Source organism: Pseudomonas sp. NC02 (assembly GCF_002874965.1).
Taxonomy (GTDB): Bacteria; Pseudomonadota; Gammaproteobacteria; order Pseudomonadales; family Pseudomonadaceae; genus Aquipseudomonas.
Genome location: NZ_CP025624.1, coordinates 420,081 through 431,984 on the forward strand (window position 1 = coordinate 420,081; position 11,904 = coordinate 431,984).

An 11,904-nucleotide genomic window follows, 5' to 3' on the forward strand; every position below is an offset into this window, starting at 1 on the left:
GAGACAACGGGATGGCTGGTAAAAAGACTACTGATAAAGAAGGCAGCTCGTGGATCGGGGAAGTTGAAAAATACTCCCGCAAGATCTGGCTGGCCGGTTTAGGCGTGTACTCGAAGGTGAGCAGTGACGGCGGTAAATACTTCGAGACTTTGGTTAAGGACGGCGAGAAGGCCGAGAAGTTGACCAAGAGCACAGTGGGTAAACAAGTCGATGCGGCAAAGGCTTCCGCCGGTTCTGCCAAATCACGTATCAGCGACAAGTGGGGCGAACTGGAAGGGGCTTTTGACAAGCGCCTGAACAGTGCCATTTCGCGACTCGGCGTACCTAGCCGTACTGAAGTGAAAGCGCTGCACAGCAAGGTCGATACCTTGACCAGGCAAATCGAAAAACTCACCGGCCTTAAAGCTGCGCCAGTTGCGGCTAAAACTGCAGCGGCTAAACCGGCTGCCAAGCCTGCGGCGAAAACTGCAGCGGCCAAGCCTGCTGCTAAAACCGCCGCTAAACCGCTGGTCAAGGCCGCCGCCAAACCGGCAGCCAAGCCCGCCGCCAAGGCGCCGGCCAAAGCTGCTGCAAAACCGGCTGCCAAGCCTGCGGCGAAAACCGCAGCGGCTAAACCGGCCGCCAAGCCTGCCGCTAAACCAGTGGCCGCTAAAGCAGCTGCAAAACCTGCGGCGAAACCTGCAGCCAAGCCGGCAGCAAAAGCAGCAGCCAAGCCAGCGGCGAAAACCGCTGCCGCCAAACCTGCTGCTGCCAAGCCAGCCGCTGCGAAACCTGCAGCCAAGCCGGTTGCTGCCAAACCCGCCGCCAAGCCTGCGGCTGCCAAACCTGCAGCGGCCAAGCCAGCTGCAAAACCGGCTGCGGCGAAGAAGCCGGCCGTAGCCAAAAAGCCAGCAGCGCCGAAGCCAGCGGTAGCGGCCAAGCCTGCAACTGCAGCGCCGGCGACCAACTCGGTCACGCCACCGACGCCTGCTGCTACCCCGACTGCAACGCCGGCAAGCCCGACGCCTACCAGTCAGTCCTGATTTTTACGGGACACATAAAAACGCCCGGCCTGCGAAGGTCGGGCGTTTTTTATGGAATCTACAGAACAACACAAATCCAATGTGGGAGCGGGCTTGCTCGCGAAAGCGGTGGATCAGTCACACATGTATTGACTGACACTCCGCTTTCGCGAGCAAGCCCGCTCCCACATTTTAGTCCGCGTCGTCCAGGTAGCGCAGCGCCAACCTCTCTGTCGCCAGCCTCGCCGGCATCAGCAGATGCGGGGCCACCAGCATCATGATCTGGTACACCACCACCCGCACCTCACCTTCTCGGTCGAGAATCCGCTGGTAGTCCAGGGAAAACAGCAAGGTCATGGTGATCTGTTCCACCAACTGCCCCAGCGCCTGGGTTTCACTGACCAGTTGCCCATCCGTCTTGAGGCGGGCCAGCAACGAGGCCAGCGTGCGCTTGAGCGCCGTCAGCAGGTTGCGGATGCCCTTGGCCAGTTTCGGCAAGCGGCCCGCCAGGTTCGACAGGTCCTGGAACAGAAACCGATAGTGCGCCATGCGCTCCACGATCAGGTGCAGGAACAGCCAGTAATCCTCGGCCGCCAGTTGTGCGTCTTCCGGCGGATCGAGCAACGGCGCCAATTCGTTTTGAAAGCGCTCGAACAGCCCGAGCACCAACGGTTCCTTGCCATGGAAGTGGTAATAGAGATTGCCGGGGCTGATCCCCATTTCATTGGCCACCTCCATGGTCGACACGTTCGGCTCGCCCTTGTGGTTGAACAACTGCAAGGCACATTCAAGGATACGGTCGCGGGTCTTCATCCAGTCTTCTTAAAGTCGTCGTGGGGCTCAGCGGACTCGCACATAGGTGCCCGGCGCCGCTTCCATCGGTGGGTAATTCTGGTTGCCCAGGGCGGTCAGTGTTTCGCGCTGCACACCGGAGCGCTGCTGGATCCACGCCAGCCAGTTGGGCCACCAGCTGCCCTCGACATGATTGGCGTCGTAGTACCAGGCGCGCGGGTCGCTGCTCAGCTTGAGGTTCTCGACATAGTTGGCCTTGGGGTTGCCCGGCGGGTTGAGGATGCTCTGGACATGCCCGCTGTTGGACAGAATGAAGCGCTTGTCGCCGCCCAGCAGTTGGGTGGAGCGGTACACCGCGTCCCACGGCGTGATGTGGTCGTTGATGCCGCCCACGCTGAAGCTGTCCACCGTCACCTTCTGCAAGTCGACAGGCGTGCCGCACACCTCCAGGCCGCCGGGGTGGCTCAGCGGGTTGTGCTTGAAGAAGTCCAGCAAGTCGCCATGCAGCGCGGCGGGCAGGCGGGTGTTGTCGTTGTTCCAGTACAGGATGTCGAAGGCCGGCGGTTCCTTGCCCAGCAGGTAATTGTTGATCCAGTAGTTCCAGATCAGGTCGTTGGGACGCATCCAGGCGAATACCTTGGCCATGTCCCGGCCGTCGAGTACGCCTTGCTGGTAAGAGCGGCGCTTGGCGGCTTCCAGCGTCTGTTCGTCGGCGAACAGGGTGGCGGGGCTGTCGATCTGGCTGTCCAGCAGGCTCACCAGGTAGCTGGCGCTGGAGATGCGGCGCAGCTGGCGCTTGGCCTGCAGATGGCCTTGCAGCGCGGCGATGGTCAGGCCACCGGCGCAGGCGCCCATCAGGTTGACCTCACGGGCGCCGGTGATTGCGCGGGTTACGTTCAGCGCTTCTTCCAAAGCCGCGACGTAGGTGGACAAGCCCCATTCGCGGTGGCGTACATCCGGGTTGCGCCAGCTGACCATAAACACTTGCAGGCCATTTTTCAGGGCGAACTGGACGAAGCTGTTGTTCGGGCTCAGGTCGAAAATGTAGTACTTGTTGATTTGCGGCGGCACCACCAGCAGCGGCTTGGCGTACTGTTTTTCGCTCATGGGCTTGTACTGGATCAGCTCCAGCAGTTCATTGCGAAACACCACCGAACCGGGTGTGGTGGCCACCGTCTTGCCGACTTCAAAGGCCTGCTTGGTGACCTGGCGCGGCAAGCCGTTGTTGTGCAGCAGGTCGTCGAACAGGTTGCTGACGCCACGCACCACGCTGTTGCCGCCGGAGTTGAGCAGCTCCTTGATCGCCAGCGGGTTGAGCAGGGTGTTGGATGGCGACACCGCATCGTTGAGCAGGGCAAAGGCAAAGTGCGCCCGCGCCTGGTCGTCGGCGCTGAGGTTGCTGTCGTCGATCCAGTGGCGAGTCTGTTTTTGCCAGCTCAGGTAGGCTTGCAGGCTGCGCCGATAAAACGGGTTGAGCTGCCAGGTCGGGTCGGCGAAGCGGCTGTCCTTCGGGTTCGGCTCGTGCACCGTTTCCCCGAGCAGCACGCGGCCCAATTGCCCGCCCAACTTCAAGGCGTGACGGGCGGTGTGCACCGGGTTGCGCAAGCCGTGTGCGGCGACGCTGCGCAGGGTCGAGAGCAAATCCCGGCCGCGCAGGCCGGTGATCGCACTTTCAATATTGATGAACGCGGCGGGTGTGGGCACCGGGTTCGATACGGGTCTTTCTCGCATGCGCCAACACTCCTTCGTCAAGCCATCAACAAGCACGCCAATTCAGAACCATAGTCGGTTCTGGCCAAGTTGCGCGGCGCGGTCGTCCTGACCGCCGCCGGCTAAAGTGCGGGTTGCGGGTGAATCACCGCCCTCAGGCGTTCTTCCTGGAGAAACTTCATGATGATCGGCGCCACGGCCTCGGCCCGGGTAATCAGGAACAGATGGCCGTCGTCGATGATGTGCAGTTGGGCGTTGGGAATGCGCCAGGCCAGCATGCGCATGTTGATCAGCGGGATCAGTGGGTCGTCGTCGCCGGCCAGCACCAGGGTCGGCTGCTTGATCTTGTGCAGCCAGTGGATGCTGGTCCAGCCAAGCCCGGCGAACAGTTGCCAGTAGTAACCCAGCTTGCCCGCCGAACGCACTTTGCTCGCGTGTTCGGCGGCCAGTTTCGAATCCCGACGGAAGGAGCCGCCGTAGATCATCGGTGCAATGCGCACCACGTGGGACGGTTGGATATAACGCCGGGGGCTGGCCATCAGCCACAAGACCTTCGGCTTGCCCGGCACCATGAAGGCACCGGCGGCGGTGGCGGCCAGAATCAGCTTCTTGCAGCGTTCCGGATAGTCATAGGCGAACTGCTGCGCCAGCGCGCCGCCCCAGGAAACGCCCACCGCGTTGACCTGGCCATAGTCCAGGTAATCGAGCATGCGCGCGGTGAGTTTGGCCAGGCCGGGAAAGCGATAAGGCCGGCTGGGGGTCGACGAGCCGCCGACGCCTGGCACATCAAAGGCAATCACTTCCAGGTCCGGGTCCAGGGCCTGGACGAACGGAAACACCAGCTCAAGGTTGGCGCCGATGCCGTTGAAAATCAGCAGCGGCGTCAAGTGAGGCTTGCCCGGGCGTACCGCCGTGCGGATGGCTTGGCCATCCAGGTCGATGGTACGGAAGATGAACGGTTGCGGCATGGGCTTACCCTGCAAAATGGCGCTATTTCCCTGCGGGAACACGGTCAATGTGGGAGCTGGCTTGCCTGCGATGCAGACGCTACGGTGTATCAGGCACACCGAGTTGATGCCATCGCAGGCAAGCCAGCTCCCACATTTGATCCCATTCCCGCCTACCTTTCGTGAACGTATGTGCCCGGCGCCGCTTCCGCCGCTGCATAAGTCTTGTTGCCCAGGTTCGCAGGCGCCTTCTTCAACTTGCCCGACCGCTCCGCCTGCCACGCCTGCCAATGCAACCACCACGAATCGGTGTGCTTGGTGGCGTTCTCCTGCCAGTCCAGGGCCTTGCCCGGCATCGTATCGCTGGTCTGGTAACGCGATTTTGGATTGCCCGGCGGGTTCAGAATGCTCTGGATATGCCCGCTGCTGGACAGCACAAACTCCACCTTGCCGCCAAACAGCTGCGCCGACTTGTAGCAGGACTGCCACGGTGTGATGTGGTCGTTGGTGCCGGCCAAAGAATAAATATCGGCAGTGACCTGCTTCAGGTCGATCGGCGTGCCGCACACTTCCAGGGCATTGGCGCGCACCAAGGGATTGTTCTTGAACAGTTCGATCAGGTCGCCATGGAACGCGGCCGGCAAGCGGGTGGTGTCGTTGTTCCAGAACAGGATGTCGAACACCGGTGGCTCGTTGCCTAGCAGGTAGTTGTTGACCCAGTAGTTCCAGATCAGGTCATTGGGGCGCATCCAGGCAAACACCTTGGCCATGTCGCGGCCTTCCAGCACACCGGCCTGGTAGGAATGGCGCTTGGCTGCTTCCAGGGTCTGTTCGTCGACGAACAACGCCACCTGGGTGTCCAGGGTCGTGTCCAGCACGCTCACCAGCAGGGTCAGGGCGTTGACCTTCTTCTCGCCCAGCGCCGCGTAGTGGCCCAGCAGGGCGGTGCAGGTGATGCCGCCGGAGCAGGCGCCGAGCATGTTGATGTCTTTGCTGCCGGTGATCGCGCTCACCACATCGACCGCTTCTTTCAGCGCCTCGATGTAGGTCGACAGGCCCCACTCGCGCTGGGCCTTGGTCGGGTTGCGCCAACTGACGATAAACGTCTGCTGGTTATTGCGCAGGCAGAAGCGCGCCAGGCTCTTGTCCGGGCTCAGGTCGAATACATAGAACTTGTTGATCTGCGGCGGCACCACCAGCAGCGGACGTTCGTGCACCTGCTCGGTGATCGGCCGGTATTGGATCAGCTCCAGCACATCGTTGCGAAACACCACGGCGCCTTCGGTGGTGCCCAGGCTCTTGCCCACTTCAAAGGCGCCCATGTTGACCTGGCTCGGCATGCCGCCGTTGTGCACCATGTCCTTGGCCAGGTGGGACAGGCCATCCAGCAGGCTCTTGCCGCCGGTTTCAAAGAAGCGTTTGACCGCCGCCGGGTTGGCTGCGCTGTTGGTGGGCGCCATGGCCTCGGTCATCAGGTTGATGACGAAGTGGCCGCGGCTGATGTCGTGTTCCGACAGGTTGCTGTCACCGATCCAGTCGTGCAGCTCCTTGCGCCACGCCAGGTAGGTTTGCAGGTAACGTTTGTAGAGCGGGTTCTGGGTCCACGCCGGGTCGTTGAAACGACGGTCGTCGGCCTCGGGTGTCAGCTGTGATTTGCCGAACACCACGTTCTTCAATTCGACGCCGAAATGGGCGACGTGCTTGACGCTGTGCAACGGTTGTTTGATGGCCTGGGTCAGCACCATCCGAGCGGATGCCAGTAAATCCTTTTTCCGTAACGCGATGATCGGGTTCAGCCCCAGGGTGTTTTCCGAGGCCTGGCGTTTCAAGTCATCGTTGTTCTTGTTACTCATCTACGACGCTCCATTGTCCGACAGACGAGTACCGGGTACCGCTGTGTACCACTACTTGCCACACAGCACAGCCTGGTACTACTGCTCGGGTGACCGTTAATACCGCATCGTCAAATGCAGGGAACTTGCCAGTTCCATTGGTTACCCGAGTTTAATTTTTTTCGCAAGCGGGCCAATCGTTGGCCACGACAGAGGGGCATTCAAGCAGATGGAATTAGAAAATGCCCACTAATGAGCAAGAGGCCTGGGCTAGAGCATCAGCCGCACGACCGACTGGCTCGGGTCGCGGGTTTTTCCGGCGGCTTTCAGCTCGGCAAGATAGTCAGCCCACAGCGCGTCCTGACGCACGGCAAGTTGATAGAGGTAGTCCCAGGTGAACAATCCGCTGTCATGGCCATCGTCGAAGGTCAATTTCAGTGCGTATTGGCCGGCGGGTTCGATCTTGGTCAAGCCGACATTGAGCTTGCCGAATTGCAGGATCGGTTTGCCGTGGCCCTGGACCTCGGCGGAGGGGGAGTGCACGCGAAGGAATTCGGCGGGCAGTTGATACACCTCGTCGGGACCGTAGGTGAGGCCCAGGGTCCTGGAGGCTTTGTGCAGGTTGATGGCGGTAGGCAGTTTGGTCATTTGGGGAACCGCTCAGAGATGATCCTGAAGGAACCGGCTTTAAACTGTGGGAGCGGGCTTGCTCGCGAATGCGGTGGGTCAGTTCATGCAATTGTGACTGACCCACCGCATTCGCGAGCAAGCCCGCTCCCACATTAAAGCAGAGCGGTTCCTGCGTGAGGCTTACAGGATATAACGAGACAGATCTTCGTTCTGCGCCAATTCGCCCAGGTGGCTGTTGACGTAGTCGGCGTCGATCTTGATTGCTTCGCCATTCTGCGCGCCCGCCATGTCGCCGGCACTGAAGGACACTTCCTCCAGCAGGCGCTCAAGCAGGGTGTGCAAGCGACGGGCACCGATGTTCTCGGTCTTCTCGTTGACCTGCCAGGCAATCTCCGCCAGACGCTTGATACCGTCCGGCAGGAACTCAATCCCCAGGCCTTCGGTTTTCAGCAGCTCGCGGTATTGCTCGGTCAGCGACGCATGCGGCTCGCTGAGGATGCGTTCGAAATCGCCCGGCGTCAGCGCTTTCAGTTCAACGCGAATCGGCAGGCGGCCTTGCAGCTCCGGCACCAGGTCGCTTGGCTTGCTCAGGTGGAACGCACCGGACGCGATAAACAGGATGTGGTCGGTCTTGACCATGCCCAGCTTGGTGTTGACGGTGCAACCTTCGATCAGCGGCAGCAGGTCGCGCTGCACGCCTTCGCGGGACACATCGACGCCGCCGGAATTACCGCGCTTGGCCACCTTGTCGATCTCGTCGATAAACACGATGCCGTGCTGCTCGACTGCTTCCAGGGCCTTGGCCTTGAGTTCTTCCTCATTCACCAGGCGCCCGGCCTCTTCGTCGCGCACCAGTTTCAGCGCTTCCTTCACCTTGAGCTTGCGGCTTTTCTTCTTGCCCTTGCCCATGTTGGCGAACAGGTTCTGCAACTGGCTGGTCATTTCTTCCATGCCAGGCGGTGCGGAGATGTCGACGCCGGACACTTCCGCGACTTCGATCTCGATTTCCTTGTCGTCCAGCTGGCCTTCACGCAGGCGCTTGCGGAACAGCTGGCGGGTGTTGGAATCCGAGCTCGGTGCGGCGTCTTCGTTGAAGCCCATGCGTGCCGGTGGCAGCAGGGCGTCGAGGATGCGTTCTTCGGCGGCGTCTTCGGCGCGATGGCTGACCTTGGTCATTTCCTGTTCGCGCAGCAGCTTCAGGGCAGCGTCGGCCAGGTCACGAATGATCGACTCGACGTCACGGCCCACATAGCCCACTTCGGTGAACTTGGTGGCTTCGACCTTGATGAACGGAGCATTGGCCAGCTTGGCCAGGCGCCGGGCGATCTCGGTTTTACCGACACCGGTCGGGCCGATCATCAGGATGTTCTTGGGGGTTACTTCAACGCGCAATTCTTCGGGCAGTTGCATCCGGCGCCAGCGGTTACGCAGGGCGATGGCAACGGCGCGCTTGGCATCGTCCTGGCCGATGATATGGCGATTGAGTTCATGGACGATTTCGCGGGGAGTCATGGACATAGTAATTGGCGGTCCTCAAGCGGGAATAAGCCTGCGGCTTATTCGGCGAGGTCCTGCTCCTCAATGGTCAGGTTGTGGTTGGTGAAGACACAGATGTCGCCAGCGATACCCAGGGCCGTCTCGACGATTTCCCGGGCCGACAGGTCGGTTTTCTTCAGCAGGGCGCTGGCAGCGGCCTGGGCGTAACCGCCGCCGGAACCCATGGCGATCAGGCCTTCTTCGGGTTCAACCACGTCGCCGTTGCCGGTGATGATCAGCGAGGCGTCTTTGTTGGCGACGGCCAACATGGCTTCCAGGCGGCTGAGGGAGCGGTCGGTGCGCCATTCTTTGGCGAGCTCGACGGCGGCACGGACCAGATGGCCCTGGTGCTTCTCAAGTTGGCCTTCAAAGCGCTCGAACAGGGTAAAGGCGTCAGCGGTGGCGCCGGCAAAACCGGCGAGGACCTGGCCGTGGTACAGGCGACGGACTTTTTTCGCGTTGCCTTTCATCACGGTATTGCCAAGTGAAACCTGGCCGTCGCCGCCCATGACGACTTTGCCGTGGCGGCGAACTGAAACGATGGTGGTCAAGGGGAGAGTCTCCACGCTGCGGGGCGAAAATGCCCTGATGGAACTCATATGGGGGTGGCGGGGGGATTTCAACTGTAGGACGGGAGGGCGGACGAGTGGTGTTTATGTGTCGGACCCGGTCCTGAGGCCGATGAAAATCAAATGTGGGAGCGGGCTTGCTCGCGAATGCGGTGTATCAGTCACTGGAAATATTGACTGGTCTGGCGCCTTCGCGAGCAAGCCCGCTCCCACATAGGTACTGCTGTGTGTCCGGAATCAGCGGCTCTGGCGTTGTTGTAACAACAGGTTGCTAAACCCGGCGCCGGCCAGTTGTTTCTGGGCCACGGTCAGCTGTTCACGGTTGCTGAACGGCCCTACCAGCACGCGATACCAGGTCGCATCCTTAACCGTCCCGGACTCCACCGTCACCGCCTGCCCCAACAGAATAATCTGCGCGCGCACCCGGTCCGCATCCGCCTGTTTCGGGAACGAGCCCGCCTGCAGGAAGAACTTGGTCACGGGCGCGGCCTTGGTGGTGGCGACCGGCGGCGGTGGCGGCGGGGTAATCCCGGCCAGCGCAGCCTGGGCCCGGGCCGTGTCGATCTTCGCTGCTTCCGCCGGGGTAACCGGCGTAGTCGGCACCGGCTGCGGCGTCGGCAGGGTTTTCTCCGGCACGGCGTCCGGCGGCACGATCACTTCCGATTCCGGCAGCAGCGTGTAGAAGTCGTACTTCGGCTTCACCGGCGCAGTCGGGCTAGGCGGTGTCTTGTTCGCCTCGGCCATTTTCGTGGCCTTCTGCTGTTCTTGCTTGACCCGTTTGACGTCATCGCCCTTGCCCGGGTCGAGCTTCATCAGGAACACCACAAACGCGCCGACCGTCAGGCCGATGGCCATCCACAACCAGCCCGGAATAGGCTTCTTCGCCGGTGCCTGGTAGCGGCTGGCGCCGCGCTTGGGTGCAGGTTTTTTCTTGGCAGCCAACTTACATACGCTCCAGAGTTTCCAGGCCCAACAATTCCAGGCCTTGCTTGAGGGTCCGTCCTGCCAGTGCGGCGAGGCGCAGGCGGCTCTGCTTTTGGGCTTCGTCGTCTGCGGTCAGGATCGGGCAGTTCTCGTAGAAGCTGGAGAACAAACCGGCGACTTCGTACAAATAGGTGCAGAGGATGTGCGGTGTGCCTTTTTCGCCGACGCTGTTCAGCACTTCGCCGAATTGCGCCAGTTTGGCGGCCAGTTCCTGCTCGTGTGGCGCCTCAAGGTTGATCTGGCCTTCGACTTCGCTGAAGTCCTTGCCCAGCTTGCGGAACACACCGGCCACCCGCGTGTAGGCATACAGCAGGTACGGCGCGGTGTTGCCTTCGAAGTTGAGCATCAGTTCGAAGTTGAAGCTGTAGTCGCTGGTGCGGTGCTTGGACAGGTCGGCGTATTTCACCGCGCCAATCCCCACGACGCGGGCGATGTTGCGCAGGTCGGCTTCGGCCAGCTCCGGGTTCTTTTCCTTCACCAGGTTGTAGGCGCGGTCCTGGGCTTCGTTCAGCAGGTCGATCAGCTTCACGGTGCCGCCGTCACGGGTCTTGAACGGGCGGCCATCGGCGCCGTTCATGGTGCCGAAGCCCATGTGTTCCATCTGCATCGGGTGGGTCACGAAACCGGCGCGGCGCGCCACTTCGAACACTTGCTGGAAGTGCAGGGCCTGGCGCTGGTCAACGAAATACAGGGCACGGTCGGCTTTCAGCACGCCGCTGCGGTAGCGCACGGCGGCCAGGTCGGTGGTGGCGTAGAGGTAGCCGCCATCGGCCTTGACGATGATCACCGGCAGCGGGTCGCCGTCGGCGGTCTTGAATTCTTCGAGGAACACGCACTGCGCGCCGTTGCTTTCAACCAGCAGGCCCTTGGCCTTGAGGTCGTTGACCACGTTGATCAGGTCGTCGTTGTAGGCGCTTTCGCCCATCACGTCGGCCATGGTCAATTTGACGTTGAGCAGCTCGTAGATTTCCTGGCAGTGGGACAGCGAGATCTCGCGGAAGCGGCCCCACAGTTCCAGGCATTCGGCATCGCCGGCTTGCAGCTTGACCACCAGGCCACGGGCGCGGTCGGCGAATTCTTCGGATTCGTCGAAACGCTTCTTGGCGGCGCGGTAGAAGTTCTCCAGGTCCGACAGCTCATTGCTGGTGATCGGGTTTTCCTGCAGATAGGCCATCAACATGCCGAACTGGGTGCCCCAGTCGCCCACGTGGTTCTGGCGGATCACGTCATCGCCGAGGAACTCCAGGACCCGCGCCACGCCGTCACCGATGATGGTGGAGCGCAGGTGGCCCACGTGCATTTCCTTGGCCAGGTTCGGTGCCGACAGGTCGATGGCCACGCGCTGTGCCGGGCCGGCCTTGCGCACGCCGATTTTCGCGTCGGCCAGGGCCGCGTCCAGGCGCGAAGCCAGGGCCTGGGTGTTCTGAAAGAAGTTGATGAAGCCTGGGCCGGCGATTTCAGCCTTGGTTACCTGCGGGTCGGCCGGCAGCGCGGCGATGATTTTTTCCGCCAGGTCGCGCGGCTTCAGGCCGGCCGGCTTGGCCAGCATCATCGCGATGTTGCTGGCGAAATCACCGTGGGTCTTGTCGCGGGTATTTTCCACCTGGATCGCCGGCGTCAGGCCTTCAGGCAACACACCTTCGTTGACGAGTTGGGTGAGGGCTTGTTGGATCAGCTGGCGAATGGTGTCTTTCATGGTGTTCTCTTTCGACCGCAAGCGGTGGCGCGCGATGCGCAGGTGGAAAAACTGGGCATTATCCGTGGCGAGGGCGGGCTTGCCAACCTTCGCGGGACCTTGACGGACGATTAACCTGTGGCGAGGGAGCTTGCTGTGGCGAGGGAGCTTGCTCCCGCTGGAGTGCGTAGCGCTCCCGGCTTTTTTGGGGCTGCTACGCAGCCCAGC

At 61.5% G+C, this 11,904-nt stretch carries 10 protein-coding genes; 1 reads left to right on the top strand and 9 read right to left on the bottom strand.

Annotated elements, in window-relative coordinates:
• Window positions 1-11 precede the first annotated feature (11 nt).
• On the top strand, window positions 12-1,022 hold the full coding sequence (locus C0058_RS01970) for a phasin family protein (RefSeq protein ID WP_102367937.1): 1,011 nt from the start codon (window positions 12-14) through the stop codon (window positions 1,020-1,022).
• A 171-nt stretch (window positions 1,023-1,193) separates the two neighbouring features.
• Here the strand turns inward: C0058_RS01970 and C0058_RS01975 are convergent, their stop codons facing one another.
• The 9 genes from C0058_RS01975 to argS form a co-directional block, all read right to left on the bottom strand.
• Entirely contained in the window at window positions 1,194-1,814 is a 621-nt protein-coding gene (locus C0058_RS01975; protein ID WP_003209312.1) for a TetR/AcrR family transcriptional regulator, read from the bottom strand.
• Window positions 1,815-1,841: 27 nt separating this feature from the next.
• Window positions 1,842-3,524 carry a class II poly(R)-hydroxyalkanoic acid synthase gene (gene phaC, locus C0058_RS01980; RefSeq protein WP_008439266.1) on the bottom strand — a complete coding sequence of 561 codons (1,683 nt, stop codon included), beginning with the start codon at window positions 3,522-3,524 and terminating at the stop codon, window positions 1,842-1,844.
• A 101-nt stretch (window positions 3,525-3,625) separates the two neighbouring features.
• Window positions 3,626-4,471, bottom strand: a complete 846-nt coding sequence (gene phaZ, locus C0058_RS01985; protein WP_003209316.1) for a poly(3-hydroxyalkanoate) depolymerase — start codon at window positions 4,469-4,471, stop codon at window positions 3,626-3,628.
• 152 nt (window positions 4,472-4,623) lie between these two features.
• Window positions 4,624-6,303 carry a class II poly(R)-hydroxyalkanoic acid synthase gene (gene phaC, locus C0058_RS01990; protein ID WP_003209318.1) on the bottom strand — a complete coding sequence of 560 codons (1,680 nt, stop codon included), beginning with the start codon at window positions 6,301-6,303 and terminating at the stop codon, window positions 4,624-4,626.
• Between the two features lie 249 nt (window positions 6,304-6,552).
• Complete coding sequence (locus C0058_RS01995; protein WP_003209319.1) at window positions 6,553-6,930, bottom strand: gamma-butyrobetaine hydroxylase-like domain-containing protein; 378 nt, start codon at window positions 6,928-6,930, stop codon at window positions 6,553-6,555.
• A 162-nt stretch (window positions 6,931-7,092) separates the two neighbouring features.
• Window positions 7,093-8,430: an ATP-dependent protease ATPase subunit HslU gene (gene hslU, locus C0058_RS02000; protein WP_008439258.1), complete on the bottom strand. Its 1,338-nt coding sequence runs from the start codon at window positions 8,428-8,430 to the stop codon at window positions 7,093-7,095.
• 38 nt (window positions 8,431-8,468) lie between these two features.
• The gene (hslV, locus tag C0058_RS02005) at window positions 8,469-8,999 is read right to left on the bottom strand and encodes an ATP-dependent protease subunit HslV (RefSeq protein WP_003209323.1); all 531 of its coding nucleotides are present in this window, start codon (window positions 8,997-8,999) and stop codon (window positions 8,469-8,471) included.
• Between the two features lie 255 nt (window positions 9,000-9,254).
• A complete protein-coding gene (locus C0058_RS02010) occupies window positions 9,255-9,959 on the bottom strand; it encodes an SPOR domain-containing protein (protein ID WP_003209324.1) in 705 nt (234 codons plus the stop codon).
• Window position 9,960: 1 nt separating this feature from the next.
• On the bottom strand, window positions 9,961-11,697 hold the full coding sequence (gene argS / locus C0058_RS02015; RefSeq protein ID WP_003209327.1) for an arginine--tRNA ligase: 1,737 nt from the start codon (window positions 11,695-11,697) through the stop codon (window positions 9,961-9,963).
• Window positions 11,698-11,904: the final 207 nt, after the last annotated feature.